Source organism: Acinetobacter sp. L-24, assembly GCF_056857555.1.
Genome location: NZ_JBSXNI010000037.1, coordinates 59,572 through 80,304, shown reverse-complemented (window position 1 = coordinate 80,304; position 20,733 = coordinate 59,572). Strand labels below are relative to the sequence as shown.

Here is a 20,733-nt window from a genome sequence, read left to right as displayed (position 1 = left end):
TAAATAAAATTGGAATTATTGCTTTAGACATACTGTTTTGCCTGGATTTGGGTATAATGCGAGACAGATGAGTTGAGGATTTATCAATGACTGAACAAGCACGCGATACCGAAGCGTTAATTCGTGACCAAATTGCAAAACACGCAGTACTTCTTTACATGAAAGGCACACCGCAATTTCCACAATGTGGTTTTTCTGCACGTGCAGTAGAAGCACTCAGTCAAATTGGTCGTCCGTTTGCTTATGTAAACATTCTGGAAAACCAGGACATTCGCGCGATGTTACCACAAATCGCCAACTGGCCGACATTTCCACAGCTTTGGATCAATGGTGAGTTGATCGGTGGTAGTGATATCATGCTCGACATGTTCCAAAAAGGTGAATTAAAGCCTTTAGTTGAACAGTATAGCCCGGCAGCTGATGCTTAATTTTGTATTAAATTAAGTTCAGATGTGAAAAAGCGCTTCATTGAGAAGCGCTTTTTTTTATCTCTACTTTTGCTTAGGTCAAGGTTAGAGTTAATCCTCTGTCGCTGCATCCGGCTTTTCAACTGTCGAAGCATCAGCTTCAACTTCAGTTTGTGGCTCGACGATTTGCTTCTTGTCTTTTTTCTTCTTCTTTTTTTTCTTTTTCTTCGGCACTTCGACCAGCTCGGCACCATCTTCAATCGCTTGCCAATAATCCAGCTGTGCCATCACTGCGGCATAGATTGAATTTTTGCTATAACGACCTTTTTTATCCAAGGTGCCGACAGGACGCGCCATCAGAATTTCCAGCGCCTGATCAATGGTATCAATCGCGTGAATATGGAACTGACCTTCTTCCACAACAATGGTGACATCTTTACGCAGCATCAGATGCTGCATATTTTGACGCGGAATAATCACACCTTGTTTTCCGGTCAGACCTTGTAACTTGCAAGCATCAAAGAAACCTTCAATTTTGGCATTCACACCACCTACCGGTTGTACTTGTCCCAGCTGGTTCATGGAACCGGTAATGGCCCAGGATTGATCAATCGGTAACTGACTGATGGCCGACAGTAAGGCAGACAGTTCCGCGACTGTGGCACTGTCACCATCGACCTGACCATAACTTTGTTCAAAGGCCAGTGCAGCAGAGAAATGCAAGGTCTGTTCACGACCAAAATGTGCTTTCAGGAAAGACGACATCAGCAACACGCCTTTAGCATGTAAAGAGCCACCGAGTTCCACACTGCGTTCGATATCCAGAATATCACCACCACCTTGATACACCGAAGCAGTCAGTCGTGAAGGCAGACCAAATTCAACATCAGCATAATGAATGACGGACAGGGCATTGATTTGGCCCAGACGATGGCCGCGGGTTTCGATCAGTTGAGTACCACGAGTCAGATCTTGCCAATACAGTTCACGTAAATAGCCGAGACGATATTTGCGATGATCCAGGGCAGTATTGATATGTTTTTCTGACACCATCTTGTCGCCAGCCTGGAAGGCATGATGATGTGCTTCACGGATCAGATCACCCAGCGTCAGGGCATGTAATGACAATGAACTTTGATCTTCGGCCTGACGGCTGGAATCTGTGAGCAATGCCGCCAAAGCAGAACGGTCAAAAGGTAATAATTTATCCGATTGCACATAGTCGGCAATCAGCTGCATATAGGCCTGCTCGTTGTCGTCATTACGTTGTAATGTATCGGTAAAATCAGCACGGATTTTAAAGATGCTGCCCAGCTCTGGTTCAAGCTCTAAAATTTCATAATAGATCTCAGGCTCAGCCAGCAAGATGACCTTGATATTCAATGGAATCGAAGCAGGTTCGATTGAAATACTGCCGGTTAGGGTGATCATATGCTCAAGCGAGGACAGTTTTAAATGTCCCGATTTAAGTGCGCGCTTCAAGCCTTGCCATGCATATGGCTGTTCCAGCAATTGTTCTGCTTCCAGCATCAGGAAGCCACCGTTAGCCTTATGCAATGTACCTGGACGAATCAGGGTAAAGTCCGTGGTAATCGTGCCATTTTGGGTCAGTTGTTCCACATGACCCAAAAGGTTGTAATGCGTTGGAAAATCTTCAAAGATCACCGGTGCACCACTGTTCGGCTTGTGCGTAATAATCACATTCGCCTGATAACGTGCCGGAACGCGACTGAACAGTGCCGGAGTGAAGTCATCTTCTTCCTGTTCCAGCACAATTTCGACATTGTTGATAATGTCTTCGGCATAGTATTTCAGGTAATATTCCAGACCTTCCACATGTTTGAATTTTGCCAGAATCTGTTCGACTCGCGGCAAGACTACCTGCTTGGCGATATCGCGGTTCAGGATCTGTACGCGATCGCGTGCATCATCTTCCAGATCACCCAGGTGCAAACCCAGACGTTCCAGTTTCTTATCCATATAGCGCATGTTGGACGCCAGTTCGGCACGATCTTTGTTGCTTAAGGCATTCAGATCTTCCTGAGACATTTCCTGCAATTTGTCATCAATCAGATGTACAGGTACAAAACAGTGCTCATCATGTCGAGAGATCAGCTTCAGATCCAGTTCTGCACCTTCTTTGGTCAGTTCGATCAGCGCCTGCTGTTGCTCATCTCCCGTTTCCTGGCGAATCATTTCGATGCGGTTGTGATAGGTCTCTGCAGTAAAACGGCGCTCAAGCTGTTTCAGAATCGTTTGCCAGCTTTGATTCAACATGGCTTGGAATTTTGGACCATGACCCGGGGGCAGTTCTAGTGCAATTGGCTGACGCTGGTTCTGAAAGTTATTCACGTACACCCAGTCATTCGGGGTTTCCATAGTTTTGGCGTGCTGTTGCAGCAAACGCTTCACCATGGTGCGTTTTCCGAGACCTGCGGTACCGACAGCAAAAATGTTATAGCCGGAATAAGGCAGGGCAATCCCGGCCTCAACTGAGGCGCGTGCGCGATCTTGGCCCAAAAAGTTATTCAGGGGCTTGATCCGTTTGGTTGACGCAGGAATTTTTTCTAAGTTTGGAATGTGCGTCAGCTGGGTGGATGTTAACCGGGTATGGTCCAGAGTATTTTTAATTTCGCTTTGTTCAAATGCAGAGATAAGTAAATCTGAGCGGATTTTTTGTGGAGTTGTGCTGGTGTTGCTGGCAATAGAAGAATTAATTTGATCGAGTCTCTGGGTCACTGTTGAAAATCCAAAACGAAATATTACGTTGATGAGAGTTAAGGTATACAGATTTACTTGAAAAATTCAAGCCAACATGTCGCTTTTGCCAGAAAATAAAAAACCGGAAATGTGATAAATATATAAATCTTGTTGAAAGATACGCTATTACAGGATTGAATAGCAGCAATTGGTTTTTCTGCGGAAAATAATAAAGCAATGACAACACAAACGACGGGTTGGAAATCCGCATTTACAGCATTTTTAGATCGACGTGCATTGATCATGCTGTTCTTGGGATTTTCGGCTGGTGTGCCGATTCTTCTGATTTTTTCCAGTCTGTCTTTATGGTTAGGTGAGGCCGGAATCAGCAAAAGTGCAGTAACTTTCTTTAGCTGGGCCGCATTGGGCTATTCGTTTAAATTCGTCTGGGCACCGCTCATTGATGAACTTCCTGTCCCTTTTCTGACCAAGGCTCTGGGACGTCGTCGTGCATGGTTGCTGATTGCGCAGATTCTGATTGTCTGTGCCATTTCCATTATGGCCTTTTCTGATCCGGCTTTGGGTGCCACACATTTACAGCAAATGGCGCTCGGTGCTGTCCTGCTTGGTTTCTCCGCAGCAACGCAGGATATTGTGATTGATGCCTACCGGATTGAGCTGGCGGAAACCCAGATGCAGACCGTATTGGCTTCCACCTATAATGCAGGTTACCGGATCGGGATGATTGTGGCCGGTGCTGGTGCCTTGTTTCTTGCGGCCTATTTGGGAACTGCGAAAGGCAACTATATCTATGATGCCTGGAAATGGACCTATCTGGCGATGGCTGCTGTCATGCTGGTCGGTATTATCACCACACTGTCCATTCGGGAGCCGCAGGTTAACCGGGTACGCAAACACTATGTGCGCAGTGATTATTTCCGTTTAGTTGCGGTGTTTTTTGTGGCGGTAATCAGTTTTGTCTTGAGCTATATCTATTCAGGCAATCTGGTGGCCAGTATCACCGAACAATTCGCCATTCAAGATACCTTTGCCTTGTTCTGTTTTGAAGCTTTGCGCTTTATTGGCTCGGGTGCCGTCGCATTTGTCATCGGGGCAAGCTTGGTAAAAATGGGTGCGGTTAACAAGCAGATGGCCTACGAAACTTGGGTCAATCCGGTTGCCGACTTCTTTAAACGGTATGGTTTAAAGCTGGCTTTGGTGCTGTTATTGCTGATTGGTTTTTATCGGGTCTCCGATATTATTGCCGGCGTCATTTCCAATGTGTTCTATCAGGACCTGAATTTCAGTAAAGAACAGATTGCCGAGGCGGTTAAAGTCTATGGGGTGATTTTCTCTTTAGTGGGGGGATTCCTTGGTGGGCTCTTGGCCCAAAAGATGAACATCATGAAACTGATGTTTGTCGGTGCCGTGCTGGCCTGTTCCACTAACCTGATTTTTATCGGACTGGTCAAGTCGGGTGAAAAACTGGCAGCTGTTGAAGTTAAAGCCGGTAATCAGGTTTATCAGGCAGAGACCGATGAAGTAGGTTACTGGAAGCTGGATATCCCAAGTGCAGTGCTGGCGCAGAGTAAACAGCTGCAAGTGACAGCCGCTTATCTTAATACAGATAATACGAATCAAGCACCAGTGCAGGTCATTATGCCGTATTTGACTGCAGAACAGGGCAGCACCCAGTTACAGATCCTGCCGATCACCAGTGACAATACCCTCACTGTAGCTGAACAGGACAAGACCATTGTAGTGCGCGGCCAGTATGTCGGTAAAGCACTGCAAGAGAATCAAAAGATTGTGTTGCAAATCAACGATCAGAATATTGATGCAAAACTGGAAAGCGAAGGCGTATTTACTGCCGCGATTCCTGCACAACAACTGATTCAGTCACCTGCACATATTATCAGTGCCGTCCTGATGCAAGATGGTCAAGCACTACAGCAAACCATACATGTTTATCAGGTCAATGATCACTTGGCCAGTACCCAGAATCTAGATCTCGATATTCAGCCTTTAGCGGTCGTAGATGGCAGCAGTTCAGATACAGTCGAAGTCAGTGGTAAGGTAATTAAACCTTATAGCGACAAGTGGCTTTATTTTGCTATTATTGTCGACAATCTGGCTGCTGGGCTGGCTGGTGCTGCGTTTATTGCATTCTTGTCGAGCTTGACCAGTGTGTCTTTTACCGCTGTTCAATATGCGATTTTTAGCTCACTCATGACTTTGACCCCTAAGATTTTAGGCGGATATTCGGGTACTATAGTCACCAATATCGGTTATCCGAATTTCTTCCTGATGACTACTCTAATCGGGATTCCGATCCTGATTCTGGTGGTTTGGGTCGCAAAACTGCTCGGTGAACACCAACAACAATCTGTACAGAAGGATGATTAATATGCGCATGCTGCATACCATGTTACGTGTAGGCAATTTAGAACAATCTCTCAAGTTCTATACTGAAGTACTTGGCATGACTTTGCTTCGTAAGCGTGATTACGAAGAGGGCCGTTTTACCTTGGCTTTTGTCGGTTATGGCGATGAAGAAAATCACACCGTACTGGAATTGACGCATAACTGGGATACAGACAGCTATGAACTGGGCAATGCTTATGGTCATATCGCGATTGCAGTTGATGATGCTTACAAGGCGTGTGAAGAGATTAAAGCGCGTGGCGGTAATGTGGTGCGTGAAGCCGGTCCGATGAAAGGTGGCGTGACTGTAATTGCATTTGTAGAAGATCCAGATGGCTACAAGATCGAGCTGATCCAGCAAGACAACAATGCACGTAATAACTAAGTGTGATGTAGCGAGATATATGAAATGCATTCATGTATAGATGAAAATATTACATCAATCTGAGTGCATAGCATGGGCCCGGCATCTGTTAAGATAGCCGGGCATTTTTATATCAAACAATAAAATCTGAGGGATTATAGGGATATGCTTAAGTTCTTGGCATTGGATCGGTTTACGATACTGTTGTTTGTGATGGTTTTGCTAGCCAGTGTGTTGCCAGTTTCGGGGCAGGCGGCTGAAGTCTTTGGCTGGGTGACGACAGGAGCGATCGCCATCCTGTTTTTCCTGCACGGCGCCAAACTGTCTCGTGAAGCTGTGCTGCAAGGCATTATGCACTGGAAATTGCATACTTTGGTTTTTGCGCTAACTTTTGCTTTGTTTCCAATTCTCGGACTTTTGGCCAAGCCGATTTTATTACCGATGCTCGGACAGGAACTATATTGGGGTTTCCTGTTTATGTGTTTCCTGCCATCCACTGTGCAGTCCTCGATCGCATTTACTTCGGTGGCTCATGGCAATGTCGCCGGGGCGGTATGTAGCGCCTCTTTTTCCAATTTGATCGGTATGTTTATTACCCCATTATTGGTGGCATTTTTTATTCTCGGTCAATCTGATCATGGTTTTGATCCGACTTCATCGATTATCCAGATTACACTGCTGCTCTTGGTGCCGTTTATTTTAGGACAGATTCTGCGTCCATGGATCTATCCACAAATGATGAAAATGCCAAAAATCGTCAAGGTCTTCGATCAAGGCTCGATTTTACTGGTGGTGTATGGCGCTTTTAGTAGCGCCGTAGTGGCTGGTCTGTGGAATGAAGTGAGCCTGAGTACCTTGTTGCTGCTATTGCTGGCTTGCTCGGTGTTACTCACCATTGTGATGTTATTATCACTTTATATTCCACGCTGGCTGGGCTTCAGCCGCGCTGACCAGAAAACGGCATTCTTTTGTGGTTCTAAAAAAACCCTGGCCAGTGGAGTACCGATGGCGCAAATTTTATTTATTGGCCAGCCGCTGGGCATGATTGTCCTGCCGATCATGATTTTCCATCAGATTCAGTTGATGGTCTGCGGGATTATTGCCAATCTGTGGGCCAAAGAGGCTGGATCAGAAGCTGAAGAATAATTCGCATATTGAATTCGTTTCACGTATAATGACGCCCACTTGTTGTGCTTAGCTCTGACGGTATCCGTCTCGGTGGGCCAAAAGAATGGTCTGTTGTGGTGTTGATCTGCATGAACGATGTTCCTGCTTCCTCATTTGAGAGTGATCAATAGCGATGACAGCTAAACCTTCTTGAATCTAATGGAGTAATCGACGATGCGCGCCGATATTCACCCAAAATATGAAACTTTAGTTGCTACTTGTTCATGTGGTAACGTAATCGAAACTCGTTCAGCTCTTGGTAAAGAAACTCTTTATCTAGACGTATGTTCAGCTTGCCACCCATTCTACACTGGTAAGCAAAAGAACGTTGACACTGGCGGTCGTATCGACAAGTTCAAACAACGTTTTGCTGGTATGTCACGTTCTGTTAAACGTTAATACCCAAAATGAAAAAACGGGCTTTAAGCCCGTTTTTTTTGTGCCTGCAATTTAAAAAATTATCATTCGATTTCCTAAATGCGCAGGCTTGTACAAGATCTTAGTGATCTTGTACATCAATCAAATGATCGAGTTTTTTCTGGAAATAATTCCCCTGAATAAAGCGGGCATCCACGTTCCAGGCATTCGCGAAAAGTGTCATATCATTTAATTCACGAATCAGGATATTGAGTGGCTTAATTTCGTTGTAACTGGTGATTTTTTCCTGTAACTGCTCAATCTCGGTGTCTTTATTAAGCATATTGGTTAAGCTCGAATGTAAGCTGACACCATCCAGTTCCAGTTCGCGCAGTAAATTTGGACTGTACATGGATTGACCAAAATCACGAAGTGCAATCAGCGCACCATGTTCATACAGCACGCGTAGATATTTTTGTGCATCTTGCTGATTCAGTAAAATATCTTCTTCTGAGAATTGCAAGATTAGCGGGTGCTTCACTTTGCTGCGAATAATCGTAATCAGCTTGGAAATAAATTCCGGGAAGGTGCGGTCTTTAAATAGCACGGCACGGTTCAAATTGACAATTAAGCTTGCATCAGGATACTGGGTAATAAAGTTGTGTAGCTGTTTACTGGCCTCAACCAGAATCCAGCGATCCAGTTTAATGGACAGTTCATCATCTTCATGAAGTTCTAAAAGGCTAGAGATATCCTGCCATTTATTCTCAAAAATAAAGCCACTGGTCACTTCATAGGTATATAAACGCGTATCTTCTTTATCATAGAGTTGCTGATACTTTAAATGGATCTCGCCACGTTCTAGACATTCACTTAAGGCTTTCAAAATAGAAGGTGTAGCGTTAGGAATAGAGGTGACTGCTGGACTGACAGCTGCAACTGTTGAGCTGGTAACTGGTGTTTCAGCAACACTGAAGTCTATACTCGGCATATCTAAAGAGCTTGGACTGCTCAGTGAGGCTGGAATGTCGAGTTTAAATTCAGGTACAGCTTCTGCTTGAGGTAAAGATGTCGAGAATGCTTGTCCAATCAGCGTATTGCAGTGCATTTCATCCTGTAAACCCTGTTCAAGCGTGACATAGCCTAAGCGCAAATTTAGAGGGAATGACTTTTGTCCCACTGTAATGAGTTGCGGTTTGCTTAAGGCATTTAAACTGATCAGTTTGGATTCAAGAATTGCTTTAGAGTCTGCCTGGAACAGACCGACAACGACATCATATTCCAGTTTAAACAGGGGAATATGGGTCTGTTCCTTGAGGAATTCTTTGACTGCATCAAAGTACCCATTAAAAGTGGTCCAGTCAGACTGTAGAACTTCCGGATCATATGCACTTAAAGAGAAAGTGACCAAGGCATTCACTGGTGCAGACTGCTTGTTCAGTTCACGTTTAAGTGACTGAAAAACGCTTGGTTTTCCAGGAGTCTTCTCAGAAGAAACTGTTTTAGATTGGGTATCAATGCTAATTTGCACTGCATCTTCTTCAGCAGTTGAAGGCAAGAATTCCAATTTTAATGGGTTAGATGCGGACACATGCGGATTCAGAGACTGAATCTCGACTCGACCTAAATCAAATTGACCCTGAGAAATCTTTTTGAAACGGGTTTTAAAATCATTCAAATCTGAAGGCTGGAGCAGATCCAGAAGCGGTAGACCAATAATCTCATCTTCATTTTGCAAGCCAAACAGTTTCAGGTAGTCCGCATTGGCCTGAATGTGAATCCCTTCCTGAATGGTGGCAACAGCACGGTTGCTGTCGTCTACTAAAGATTGTGCCTGAATTTGTGCTGTTTCCAGCTCAGTCATTAAATGTTGCTGAGACTGTGACAAACGGCTAAATGACAATGCTCGAACCAGTCCCACATAAAAGCGTTCCAGGTAGTCAAAATTGAGAATGTCATAGATCCCTTTACGGATATATTGCGCATATTGTTCAGCCTGATAATCATCCGGTTTAAGCAAAATCATCGGCAGATTAGGCTGCTGCGAAAGGCGCACCAAACTTAAGGCCTGTTCATATTTCAGGTCGTAGGCACGTCCAAAAATAATCAGATCCCAGTTGAAATTTAATTGTTTTTCAAAAGATTGCAGATCATCCAGCAGGACGGCATCTACCTGATAATCATTACTGGTCAGCAGATCACGGATTTGGTTATATCTAATTTGATTATCATCAATAATCAGTAAACGTGTTTCAGTACGTTTTAACTTTTTAGACAATAATGGATTTCTCACTTCAATGCTTCCCATAAATCATGATTTCTGCTTTCATTCATGTGCTGATCGATAAAGTTTTCGATCATCTCTTCTTCCTGATCATTGAGTAATTCATAATCAAAACGGATGAAACTCTGCGTAATCAGTTGTGCTTTGGTCAGATAGATTTTGATTTCTTCCTGACCGAGACGTAAATGAATGGTTTGTTTTTCCCTAAACATCTGTGAACCAGAGACAATCAGGCTGGTCGAGACCTGATCCAGTTGTGTCATTTTCACCAACAGGGCAGGCTGATAGTTGACATGATGACGTTCGGTACGGGTATAAGCTGCACAAGGAAAGAGCTCTTGTGCCAAAATTTCCAGCCCGATTTCTAGGCTCTTATCCGTTGACTGCTTGATCCAGCGAATCACACCGCCACGCCACTGACTCTGGGTTTTTTCCTGAACCAGAATGAATTCACCGGTTTTCAGGTTAGCCGGGGTAATACCAGTCCATTTAATCCGGTAACCATTGACACTGATATCCAGAACTTCAGCGCTATGGATCTGTTTGGTTTCTCGATCGAGCGCCTTGATACTGCTAAAGGCACTTGGAATCGTATTTTCCATCGAGCTGACAAAACTGCTTTCGCTCTGGAAATTATAATTGGCCTCGAGTTCCAGGGTTTCGTTGAAGTTTTTACCTTTAGATAGGTAAAAATGCGCCACACTCAAGCCAAAGCAGATATTGATCTGGGCTGAATATTCATAACGTTCATGACGACGCTCGACATTGTTTGAGAGCAGATTGTAGATATGAAAATGCAATGCAGGGGTCAGGAACAGTTTTTCATTCCGAGACAGATACTGGGCATTTTTGCTTTGAGTCCCCGTTAAATGATCCATCAGGTTCTGGGTAGAAATATAGAAGCTTGGCTGAAACTGTGGCTCTTGATGGGTATTAAAGATCGGCGGATGATCTTTGCTGGCATCGACTACATAACGGGACAGCGTGGTTTCCTTCGGCAGGATCTGTACCAGTTTGGCCCAGTCAAAACTGCATAGATACAGGCCCTGAATTTCTGCAGGCCGGATCTGATGAGTATTGAAGATATCCAGTAAAATCAGCTGTGCATAGGCATGTGCAATATTTTGGATTTCATGCTGGGTGCCTAATACCTGATTGATATTACTTTGATAGAAATTGTTGTCTATGGCACATTCAAGCAGTTGATGGGCAGCTAGCCATTGTCCCAGACCTGGCGTGCTATATAGCATATGCTGTTGATATAACAGAAGGGTGAGTTGCTGTAGTGCATAATAAATCGATACCATCCGGGCAGTTTGAATGCTCTTCTTTTTGCCTAGAGAAAATAGCGAAAACTTCTGATGGGTCAGCTGATGATTACAGCGTTTGACGATATCGATATAAATTTTGGCAAAATGACTGCGCAGCAGCATAGCCAGCTCAATAATCTGGTCATTCCGGTCGGAAGTGATCAGGCCCTGATTGACGAAATGCTTTTCCAGACTGGTCAGGACATTTTCAAGGGTAGGATGCAAGACCTGAATCAGGTCAAAGCGCAGGGTTTCTGTACATTTCAGCTCAGAAACTTCCAATAAGGCATTAAACAGGGATTTGGATGAATTCCCCAGTTGTAGAATCGAAATCCCCGCAACCCATTCCTGCAAAGCCTTGGCAGTGGTTGGACAAAAGCTCAACTGCTCTCGTTTAAGTTCCGTCGGTGTCTGAAAAATGTCTGAAGTATGCGTGCTCATCTTTATTATTTAACTCAAAAATGTTGAAACCCCAAAAAGCGGTGTCTTATTCTTCTCGCCCGCTATTTCTCGAACCAGTTTAGGAACCAAATACCCCGGCAGGTTCGCTAAAACTTCTGTATAAATCTCATGAATATGGTCAGGCGCTAAATCAAAATGATGCGCACCTTTTACTTTATCAAGTACATGTAAATAATAAGGCATGACCCCGGCATCAAACAAGCGATAGCTTAAATCTACTAAAACCTGAGCAGAATCATTCACCCCGTTTAATAAAACCGCCTGATTCAGAACGGTGATTTGCTGTTGAACCAGTTGGTTTAAACGCTTGCAAGTGAAGTCATCCAGCTCCGATGCATGGTTTGAGTGTACCACCAGAATAATACGTAGCCTACTGTTTTTTAACATGCTAAGTAGCTCTTCGTCGACTCGGTTGGGGATCACAATAGGAACTCGTGAATGTATTCTTAAGAATTTGAGATGTGGTACTGATTCTAATCGTTCAATCCAGGTTTTTAATTTCCGGTTCGATAAGGTTAGTGGATCACCGCCACTCAGAATCACTTCATTAATATCAGGCTGGCTTTCCAGATATTGCTTGATATTTATCCAGTCTTCATTTTTAGGCAGATTTTCCTGATAGGGGAAATGCCGGCGGAAACAATAACGGCAATGTACAGCACAGGCACCTGTCAGTGTCAGCAAGAAACGGGATTTATATTTGTGCAGTACGCCGGGTTGCTGATTGGCCTGTTCTTCGCCCAAGGGGTCAGTAACAAATCCTGGATGTTCTTCCAGTTCCAGATGATGGGGCAGCACTTGTAAAAGCAATGGGTCTAAAGGGTTTCCGGTCTGCATTTTTCCCAAAAAAGCGCGTGGCACGCGCAATTTAAACTGCTCAGATGCCAAGATGGCACCTGAGAGCAGTTGCTCTGGTGCAAGTTGCAGTACTTCAAGCAGTTCGCGGGGATCGGTGATCAGGTCGCTGAGCTGTGATTGCCAGTTTTGTTCTTGATATAAATAGTTCGTCATGCCGGAAGATTAACAATAATAAGTGAGAGGACAAAGCCTGATGGGCGCAGTTTAACAGGTTGTGCGCAAGCGCAATAATCCACTGCGCTGTAAAATAAAGAGTGATTAAGCTATGCTGATCTTCGTGCTAGCCTGATGCTATTTTAACGTTGAGCAAGACATGAATAAACAAAGGATTTTCATGTCTGATTGTAACTTAAACAGCCTGAGCGGGTGAAAGCGGATTTTTTCATTGCGGCAAAGTGTATTGCTCATTTAGAATACGCAACATCAAATGAATGTGCATGTGGCAACTCAATGTTCGTGTCAGACTTGCTAAATGACATCGCAACAGCCCATAGCATCAATAGATTAAAGTTAGTAAGTTTGGAGTGCGCCAGTCATGGCCTATTATTCTACGAATGATTTCAAGTCAGGCCTTAAGGTTATGCTTGATGGCAACCCATGTTCAATCATGGAAAACGAATACGTAAAACCAGGTAAAGGCCAAGCTTTTAACCGCGTAAAATTACGTAACCTTAAATCAGGTAAAGTTCTGGAAAAAACTTTCAAATCAGGCGAGAACCTAGAAGCGGCTGATATCGTTGAAGTAGAAATGGAATACTTGTACAACGATGGCGAAATGTGGAACTTCATGGATCCTGTTACTTTTGAACAGATCGCAGCTGATAAAACAGCGATGAGCGATGCTGCAAAATGGTTAAAAGACGATTCAAATGAAAAATGTACCATCATGTTGTTCAATGGCGTGCCTTTAAACGTGACTCCACCGAACTTCGTCGTACTTAAAATCGTTGAAACTGATCCAGGTGTTCGTGGTGATACTTCTGGCGGTGGCGGTAAGCCAGCGAAACTTGAAACAGGTGCTGTGGTACGTGTTCCATTATTCGTACAGCAAGAAGAAAGCGTTCGTGTAGATACCCGTACTGGTGATTATTTAGAACGTGCATAATGGTTTGAAAATAGACTATTATCGAGAGGGATGATTTAAATCATCCCTTTTTTTATGCCAAAGTCTTAGAGGAAAAGCAAAAGAACAGGCGTAAAGTCGCAAGGGAAAACAGCAGTACCTCGAACAACAACAATCACGCTGATTTGTATGCATCACAATATGAGGGATTGAATGGAAACTTTACAAAAGAAGTCGACGCTGACTTCGAAAATGATTTGGCTTTTGGTAGCCATTGTGGGTGCAGTCTCTTTTGGAGTTCTGGCACTGAGTCGGGGTGAGCATGTAAATGCAGTTTGGCTGGTACTTGCCGCCGCCTGTGTCTATAGCATTGCTTACCGTTTCTACAGTTTATTTATTGCCACCAAAGTATTTGAGCTGAATGAACGCCGTTTAACGCCTGCGCATCGTCTGGCCGATGGTCTGGACTATGTGCCGACCAATAAAAGCGTTCTATTTGGCCATCACTTTGCAGCGATTGCCGGTGCAGGTCCTTTAGTCGGTCCGATCCTGGCAGCGCAGATGGGCTATTTACCTGGGACGATCTGGCTACTGGTCGGTGTGGTGCTGGCAGGTGCGGTACAAGACTTCCTGGTACTGTTTATTTCCACCCGTCGTGACGGTCGATCACTTGGTGAGATGGCTAAGCAGGAACTTGGAACCTTTGCCGGTATTATCGTGATGCTCGGTGCCTTGGGCGTGATGATCATTATTCTTGCGGTATTGGCACTAGTAGTGGTGAAAGCATTAACTAACAGCCCTTGGGGTGTGTTCAGTATTGCAGCCACCATTCCGATTGCGATCTTTATGGGCATCTATATGCGTTTTATCCGTCCGGGTAAAATTGCTGAAGTCTCGATTATCGGTTTTGTGTTGATGATGCTGGGCATTATCTATGGTGAAAACATCGCACAACATCCATATTGGGGTCCGTTCTTTACGCTTTCTGGCACTGAGCTGACTTGGGCATTGATCATTTATGGTTTTATTGCTTCGGTACTGCCAGTTTGGCTATTGCTTGCACCACGTGATTATCTGTCGACCTTTCTGAAAATTGGCGTGATTGCAGGTTTGGCCGTGGGTATCCTGTTTGCCATGCCTGAAATGAAACTGCCAGCGATTACCAAATTTGTGGATGGTACTGGTCCTGTATTCGCAGGTTCTATGTTCCCATTCCTGTTTATTACTATTGCCTGTGGTGCGATTTCCGGTTTCCATGCCTTGGTTTCTTCAGGGACGACACCGAAACTGGTCAATAACGAACGCGATATCCGGGTGATCGGTTATGGCGGTATGTTGATGGAATCTTTTGTAGCGATCATGGCCTTGATCTGTGCTGCAATTCTGGATCCAGGAATTTACTTTGCCATTAACTCACCAGCAGCCTTGCTCGGTACTACCGCAGAAAGCGCAGCAGAAGCAGTGCGAACCCTTGGTTTTGTGGTAACGCCTGAAGCCTTGACTTTGCTGGCACAGGAAGTCGGTGAAAACTCGATTCTGTCACGTACTGGTGGTGCGCCTACCTTTGCAATCGGTATGGCACATATCATCACGGAAATCTTTAATAGTCGTGAAATGATGGCGTTCTGGTATCACTTTGCGATTCTGTTTGAAGCATTATTCATCCTGACTGCTGTAGATGCGGGTACGCGTGCCTGTCGTTTCATGGTACAGGATACTGTCGGTATCGTAATTCCAGCGGTGAAACAGTCGCATAACTTCTTCGGAAACCTGTTGGGTACTGCGGTTGCAGTGGCAGGCTGGGGCTTCTTCGTCTATCAGGGCGTAGTCGATCCACTCGGCGGGATTAACAGTTTATGGCCGCTGTTTGGTATTGGTAACCAGATTCTGGCTGCAATGGCATTGATTCTTGGTACGGTTATTTTGTTCAAGATGAAGAAGCAGAAATATGTCTGGGTCACGATTATCCCGACAGTGTTCCTGTTCATCACTTCCATGACAGCAGGCTGGCAAAAGATTTTCCACGAAAATCCAAAGATTGGTTTCTTGGCGCAGGCAGATCGTTTCAACACGGCGATTGCCAATAATGAAATCCTAGCGCCAGCGAAAACTGTGGCAGAAATGCAGACGGTAGCAATGTCAAACCAGATCAATGCTGCACTCTGTGCTTTCTTTATGATTGTGGCCTTTGTGATGCTGTTTGCTGCAATTCGCGTGATCCGTCGTGCCTTGGCAAATCCTGAGCCATCTGTACATGAAGCAGAAGCGATTTATCGCGATCCTGAAGAGATTCAGCCAGCGAAAGGTCATTAAGGGAAATATTATGAATCTGAAGTTTGCCAAAAGCGGGAAAACGATGATTTATAAAATCATCAAAATGACCGTGATGTCACAAAAGGATTTAATCCTGAATCCGAAAAACTGGTCGCGGATTGCGACCTTGTGGCAACGTTTGCAGCAAAGTTTCCGTCTGATGGTCGGTGTACCTGATTACCAGACCTATGTGGAGCATATGCGCAAGCATCATCCCGATCTGGAAGCCATGGACCCGAAAACATTTTATCGTCACTGTGTGGATTCCCGTTATCCATCTGCGGGCGGTGATATGAAGAAGTGTCCGTGTTAATCATTAATTCATAGCAAGCGCCTTTCGGGGCGCTTTTTTTTATCGTTAAAAATTAATATGAGGAATAGACGATCGCGTTAAATCTGAGGTCATTGATTGAGCTAGCGTAGAAAAGTTTTATTATAAAAATCCATGAAATCGCTTAAGTCTCTATACCTTTTAAGTATGATTCTTTTCAAATAGATGGATGAGCTCAGATTGGTATTTTGAGATTTGAGCGAAAAGAAAAATGATCTCTATTTGTGTCGATCATTTTATTTGTTTTCTGCGCTTCTTACTTCTTTTTAACCTGATCATTTTGACTCTTCTATTATTTAAATCCTCGCCATTTTCTAATCAGTATTTTTATTCAGTTACACAGACAGATGATTGATCTTTTGGGAAAATTTAAATTTCAGTGTATGTTAATCTTAGGCCATGTTTTATTAAGGAAATTATTGTGATCTGGGGCATGAAACAAAAGGAAAATAACGACATTGCACACATCAATACTGTGCTTGAACAAAAAATTGCAAGTTATGCACCCAAGATCCAGCGTTTTTTTGAAGAAGTTAATGCCATTGTGTTGGATAAGCAGGCCCAGACCACACTGGCACTCTGTTGTTTGATTGCAGGCGGACATGTCTTATTTGAAGATTTACCCGGATTGGGTAAAACTACATTAGCCAGCAGTCTGGCACATCTGGCTGGGTTAAAGTTCCAGCGGATCCAATTTACCAATGACATGCTGGCCAGTGATGTCATCGGTATTAACATGTTTAACCAGAAAGAACATCAGTTCGAGTTTAAACAAGGCCCGATTTTTACCCAGATTTTACTGGCAGATGAAATCAACCGTTGTAGTCCCAAAACCCAAAGTGCCTTACTCGAAGCCATGGAAGAAGGCTATGCCACCATTGATGGCGTGCGTTATGCCTTACCGAAACCTTTCTGGGTGATTGCCACACAAAACCCGCTGTTTCAAAGTGGAACCTATGCTTTGCCGGAATCCCAACTGGACCGTTTCCTGATGCGTTTGTCTTTAGGTTATCCATCGCGCCATGCAGAAAAACTGTTATTACAGCAGGAATCTCGTTTTGCCCTGATTGCCAGTCTGGCACATATTTTTACTGAAGATGAAATTCTGGATCTGCAAAGTCTGACGCATCAGATATTTATCAGTGAAGCGATTCAGGAATATTTGCTTGATCTGGCAGAAGAAACCCGTAAAAGCCGTCATGGACTTTCTACGCGTGGCCTTCTGGCCCTGAAGCGTGCAGCACAAGCACATGCCCTGATTCAGCAACGTGCCTTTGTCACGCCGGATGATGTACAGGCTGTATTTGTTGCGGTGACTTCACATCGTCTGGGTTTAAGTGAGGCAGAAGCCTTTAATGTCATGCAACAGGTTTCGGTCAGCTAAAGGAGTTTTCTCTTGGATAGAACCTGGCAAAAATGGCTGGCCAAACGCTTTCAATTTTCACAGCAGAAACAGCTCTCACAGAAAGATGTTCTGGTGTTTATTTATCGGCAGGGCTATCTGTATCTTGTTTTGATCTTGATCACCTTTGTGGCCGGAGTGAATTATGCCAATAACTTGATTTTAGGTTTTTGTTTTTTAATCAGTGCCGTGCTGTGTGTTAGTTTCTATCTGACTTTCAAACAACTGCATGACTTGAAAATTGAATTAATTGCAGATGATATTGGTCAGGTAGGAAATAGCCTGAATCTACATTTTTATTTTCAACAGCAGCAGCTTCGTCCGCGATATGTATATATCAAGGCAGGAGATCAGATAGCAAAATTTTATCTGAATGCAGCAAAGCAGCAATTTATCCTGCCATTTTACACAGAGCAACGTGGCAAGTTTGATTACCCGATCATTCAGATTTATTCGGTTTATCCCTTTGGTCTGGTTCGAGCCTGGACCTATCTTTATCATCAACATTCTGCCTGGATTGCTCCTAAGGCTGAAGCTTTTACGGCTGAAAATAAATATTACTTTAATCGCTTTGAACCGGATATGGATGAGTTCCGTGAATTGCGCAATTACCAGTCAGGTGATTCCTTGCAGGCGGTGTCCTGGAAGCAGTTTGCGCGTGGACAAGGCCTGTATGTCAAAGTCTTTGAGCAATATGAGGATGAACACAGTATCGAGATTCATTATGCACATATGCCGAGTCAGTCACATGAAGAAAAACTTGAATTTGTGATGGGTCTGGTCGAGCAGTGCGAGCAGCAGCAATGTGCGTATAGTCTGCATTTGCCACAGGCCGAATTGCCTCAGGGCGCAGGTGAAGAACAACTGCGGAAAGCCAAACAATTGTTGGCGCAGGCCTAAGGCGGGTAAATTCATGATCAATGCAAAAATCCGTACCTCGATTGTGCTGACTTTGGGTCTGATTCTCATCGCCCAGATGGCATTTATTCCGGTTCTACTCAGTATTATTTTTGCGATTAGTATTGTATGTATTTGGATTTTCCTGAAACGTCAGCAGCCATTTCCCAAAACGGGCACTTTTCTACTGACGGCTTTGGCACTCGGCAGTATTTATTTGAGCCATCATAGTTTTATTGGTGTTGAGGCTGGGGTAGCAGTTTTATCTACTTTTTTATTTGCTAAATCACTGGAAAGTAAAAATAAACGTGACCTGATTATTCTGTTTAATTTTGCCCTGTTTGTTGCTGCCAGCTCATTCCTATATAGCCAATCTTTTGGGATGGCGATTGTGATCGTGCTGTGTTTAATCAGCTGTCTGATTGGTTTGTACCGGATTCAGACTAGCGATTTTGAGCAGGAGCAGATCACTCAGCGCGCAGCATTGCAACAGGATGCCAAACATGTGGGCAAGTTTATCTTGTACGCTGTTCCATTTTTTATCTTGCTGTTTATTTTCTTTCCGCGCTTGCCACCACTTTGGCATATTCCCATTCCTGAAAATAAGGGTGTGACCGGCATTGGCGATAGTATGTCACCTGGGGATATTGCTGAATTATCCCAATCCAGTGCCCTTGCTTTCCGGATTATTGGTGATATCAGCAAGCTTCCGCCACGCTCAGAACTCTATTGGCGAGCCTTGGTGCTAGATGAATATGATGGGCAACGCTGGACCAGCAGTTTCGTCAATCAGCAGCCTTTAATGCGACAACCGATGGATACTTCACCCGTACCTACAGGCTGGAACTACCAATATCTGGCTGCGGATCCTTCGGTGTTCTGGATCATGGGGTTGGAAAAATCGATACCTGTGGAACGCCGTTATTATAACCGTCAGGATTGGAGCATTGTGCCGAGACGGCTCACGCAACGTGTTGAACCGATTTCGTTACAATGGATCGGAACGGGATATGACCCTCAGGCTTTGCCAACGCAATATATCGAGCGAACGAATACTCAGGTGCAGCGCCGACTTGACCCGCGAGCGCAACAATTAGCACAACGTCTCTATACGCAAAGTGCGGAAGATCCTCGGCGTTATGTACAGAAAGTCTTGAACTGGTATCAGCAGAATAATTTTGTTTATACCTTAAAGCCGGGCCAATTAGGACAAAACCGGATTGATGAGTTCCTGTTTAATTCCCGGCAAGGCTTTTGTGAACACTATGCCTCGAGTTTCGTGATGCTGATGCGTTATGTCGGGATTCCTGCACGGGTCGTCACCGGCTATCAGGGTGGGGAGTTGGCACCAGATCGTATGAGCTGGGAAGTCCGACAGCTCGATGCGCATGCCTGGACAGAAGTCTGGATTGACCAGAAATGGCAACGCTTTGATCCAACCGCGATGATCGCTCCACAACGTATAGATGATGGCATGCAAAATCTGCTTTCTCAGGATGCATGGGTATCGGCAAATCAGTCGACCTGGAACTCGCAGCATAATCTATGGATCACCAAACTACGCGTTTGGAGCGATTATGCCAGCTACCAATGGCAAAGTAAGGTGGTGGGTTATAATGCAGAATCACAACAGAACTGGTTGTCAAAATTAGGCCTCGGTTCAGTTTATTCGAGTGTCATAATTTTGCTGGGCAGTATTGCGCTACTGATTTTGGCCTATATCTTCAGAATTTATCTAAAAGCCCGACAGGCGCAACCTCCATTTGATCGTGCGATTCAACAGCTGAATCAATCTCTAACTGATCATCTCAAAAAACAGCCTGCAGAAACTTTTCATCACTGGATGCAGCGTTTATCTCAACAGGTTCAGATTGAAAACCAGACTGCCTTTATTCAAGCTATACAGGTTTTTGAAAAAAATCTTTATTCGGGAACCCCAATAACTGAACAAGAATTGAAAAAATTCAAGGATTTGCTTAAAACTTGTGCGGACGTTTTAAAAACTAAATGAAAAGGCTTGTTTTCGGTCGGAAAAATTTATAATATGCCAAGCATTCTAGGTGTATAGCTCAGTTGGTTAGAGCGCTACGTTGACATCGTAGAGGTCTCCAGTTCGAGTCTGGATATACCTACCAAGATTCTAAAAGCTCATTCTAAGAATGGGCTTTTTTTATTACGCTATTGAAATGTAATTTTTTTTATTTCATAAGTATTTCAGCCTCCACTGAACTAAATATCAAATATAAAAATATCAGATCAAGCTCTTAAATATTCAAGCAGCATAGTCGGCATTTGCCAATACTTTTAAGAACAAGATAAGCGTCTTCATAAAAATTAAGCTCATGATTTCACTTAAACTTACAATACTGAATATTGATTTATTTAAATGATGAT

15 protein-coding genes and 1 tRNA gene are annotated in these 20,733 nt (G+C 44.0%); 12 read left to right on the top strand and 4 right to left on the bottom strand.

What is annotated here, in order from left to right; all coding sequences use genetic code 11:
- Window positions 1-86: 86 nt before the first annotated feature.
- On the top strand, window positions 87-428 hold the full coding sequence (grxD, locus tag AC13CK_RS05360; protein ID WP_004279738.1) for a Grx4 family monothiol glutaredoxin: 342 nt from the start codon (window positions 87-89) through the stop codon (window positions 426-428).
- Window positions 429-518: 90 nt separating this feature from the next.
- On the opposite strand, the gene AC13CK_RS05355 is transcribed toward grxD, so the two are convergent.
- Window positions 519-3,146: a Lon protease family protein gene (locus AC13CK_RS05355; protein ID WP_482830994.1), complete on the bottom strand. Its 2,628-nt coding sequence runs from the start codon at window positions 3,144-3,146 to the stop codon at window positions 519-521.
- 198 nt (window positions 3,147-3,344) lie between these two features.
- Between AC13CK_RS05355 and AC13CK_RS05350 the strand changes: the two genes are divergently transcribed.
- From AC13CK_RS05350 to rpmE, 4 genes are all read left to right on the top strand, one after another.
- Window positions 3,345-5,513: an AmpG family muropeptide MFS transporter gene (locus AC13CK_RS05350; RefSeq protein ID WP_425877995.1), complete on the top strand. Its 2,169-nt coding sequence runs from the start codon at window positions 3,345-3,347 to the stop codon at window positions 5,511-5,513.
- 1 nt (window position 5,514) lies between these two features.
- Window positions 5,515-5,916 carry a lactoylglutathione lyase gene (gloA, locus tag AC13CK_RS05345; RefSeq protein ID WP_004279741.1) on the top strand — a complete coding sequence of 134 codons (402 nt, stop codon included), beginning with the start codon at window positions 5,515-5,517 and terminating at the stop codon, window positions 5,914-5,916.
- Between the two features lie 144 nt (window positions 5,917-6,060).
- Entirely contained in the window at window positions 6,061-7,041 is a 981-nt protein-coding gene (locus AC13CK_RS05340; protein WP_222112002.1) for a bile acid:sodium symporter family protein, read from the top strand.
- Between the two features lie 195 nt (window positions 7,042-7,236).
- Window positions 7,237-7,461 (top strand): 50S ribosomal protein L31, encoded by a 225-nt coding sequence (gene rpmE / locus AC13CK_RS05335; protein WP_004279743.1) that lies wholly within the window; start codon window positions 7,237-7,239, stop codon window positions 7,459-7,461.
- Window positions 7,462-7,561: 100 nt separating this feature from the next.
- Here rpmE and AC13CK_RS05330 read toward each other — a convergent pair whose 3' ends face one another.
- The 3 genes from AC13CK_RS05330 to epmB are packed head-to-tail and all read right to left on the bottom strand — an operon-like array spanning window position 7,562 to window position 12,486.
- The gene (locus AC13CK_RS05330; RefSeq protein ID WP_482830993.1) at window positions 7,562-9,727 is read right to left on the bottom strand and encodes an EAL domain-containing protein; all 2,166 of its coding nucleotides are present in this window, start codon (window positions 9,725-9,727) and stop codon (window positions 7,562-7,564) included.
- Window positions 9,709-11,454: a GTPase gene (locus AC13CK_RS05325; RefSeq protein ID WP_425878000.1), complete on the bottom strand. Its 1,746-nt coding sequence runs from the start codon at window positions 11,452-11,454 to the stop codon at window positions 9,709-9,711. The genes AC13CK_RS05330 and AC13CK_RS05325 overlap by 19 nt, the downstream gene beginning before the upstream one ends.
- A gap of 9 nt (window positions 11,455-11,463) precedes the next feature.
- Window positions 11,464-12,486, bottom strand: coding sequence for an EF-P beta-lysylation protein EpmB (gene epmB, locus AC13CK_RS05320; protein WP_425878002.1), 1,023 nt, complete (start codon window positions 12,484-12,486; stop codon window positions 11,464-11,466).
- Between the two features lie 382 nt (window positions 12,487-12,868).
- Between epmB and efp the strand changes: the two genes are divergently transcribed.
- The 7 genes from efp to AC13CK_RS05285 all read left to right on the top strand — a co-directional run bounded on the left by efp (window position 12,869) and on the right by AC13CK_RS05285 (window position 20,474).
- Entirely contained in the window at window positions 12,869-13,438 is a 570-nt protein-coding gene (gene efp, locus AC13CK_RS05315; protein WP_004279747.1) for an elongation factor P, read from the top strand.
- Window positions 13,439-13,609: 171 nt separating this feature from the next.
- Window positions 13,610-15,709 (top strand): carbon starvation CstA family protein, encoded by a 2,100-nt coding sequence (locus AC13CK_RS05310; RefSeq protein WP_180037890.1) that lies wholly within the window; start codon window positions 13,610-13,612, stop codon window positions 15,707-15,709.
- 7 nt (window positions 15,710-15,716) lie between these two features.
- Window positions 15,717-16,022 carry a YbdD/YjiX family protein gene (locus AC13CK_RS05305; RefSeq protein ID WP_171054308.1) on the top strand — a complete coding sequence of 102 codons (306 nt, stop codon included), beginning with the start codon at window positions 15,717-15,719 and terminating at the stop codon, window positions 16,020-16,022.
- A gap of 439 nt (window positions 16,023-16,461) precedes the next feature.
- The gene (locus tag AC13CK_RS05300) at window positions 16,462-17,424 is read left to right on the top strand and encodes an AAA family ATPase (protein WP_312585894.1); all 963 of its coding nucleotides are present in this window, start codon (window positions 16,462-16,464) and stop codon (window positions 17,422-17,424) included.
- Window positions 17,425-17,436: 12 nt separating this feature from the next.
- Entirely contained in the window at window positions 17,437-18,342 is a 906-nt protein-coding gene (locus AC13CK_RS05295; RefSeq protein WP_482830991.1) for a DUF58 domain-containing protein, read from the top strand.
- A gap of 13 nt (window positions 18,343-18,355) precedes the next feature.
- On the top strand, window positions 18,356-20,350 hold the full coding sequence (locus AC13CK_RS05290) for a transglutaminase TgpA family protein (protein WP_425878006.1): 1,995 nt from the start codon (window positions 18,356-18,358) through the stop codon (window positions 20,348-20,350).
- A 47-nt stretch (window positions 20,351-20,397) separates the two neighbouring features.
- Window positions 20,398-20,474, top strand: a tRNA-Val gene (locus AC13CK_RS05285).
- The last annotated feature ends 259 nt before the right edge of the window (window positions 20,475-20,733 follow it).

Excerpts from the sequence above, each read along its gene's own strand:
- AC13CK_RS05310 (WP_180037890.1), top strand. The coding sequence starts at position 13,610 with ATGGAAACTTTACAAAAGAAGTCGACGCTGACTTCGAAAATGATTTGG.
- AC13CK_RS05290 (WP_425878006.1), top strand. The coding sequence starts at position 18,356 with ATGATCAATGCAAAAATCCGTACCTCGATTGTGCTGACTTTGGGTCTG.
- grxD (WP_004279738.1), top strand. The coding sequence starts at position 87 with ATGACTGAACAAGCACGCGATACCGAAGCGTTAATTCGTGACCAAATT.
- efp (WP_004279747.1), top strand. The coding sequence starts at position 12,869 with ATGGCCTATTATTCTACGAATGATTTCAAGTCAGGCCTTAAGGTTATG.
- AC13CK_RS05325 (WP_425878000.1), bottom strand. The coding sequence starts at position 11,454 with ATGAGCACGCATACTTCAGACATTTTTCAGACACCGACGGAACTTAAA.
- AC13CK_RS05350 (WP_425877995.1), top strand. The coding sequence starts at position 3,345 with ATGACAACACAAACGACGGGTTGGAAATCCGCATTTACAGCATTTTTA.
- gloA (WP_004279741.1), top strand. The coding sequence starts at position 5,515 with ATGCGCATGCTGCATACCATGTTACGTGTAGGCAATTTAGAACAATCT.
- AC13CK_RS05340 (WP_222112002.1), top strand. The coding sequence starts at position 6,061 with ATGCTTAAGTTCTTGGCATTGGATCGGTTTACGATACTGTTGTTTGTG.
- epmB (WP_425878002.1), bottom strand. The coding sequence starts at position 12,486 with ATGACGAACTATTTATATCAAGAACAAAACTGGCAATCACAGCTCAGC.
- rpmE (WP_004279743.1), top strand. The coding sequence starts at position 7,237 with ATGCGCGCCGATATTCACCCAAAATATGAAACTTTAGTTGCTACTTGT.
- AC13CK_RS05330 (WP_482830993.1), bottom strand. The coding sequence starts at position 9,727 with ATGGGAAGCATTGAAGTGAGAAATCCATTATTGTCTAAAAAGTTAAAA.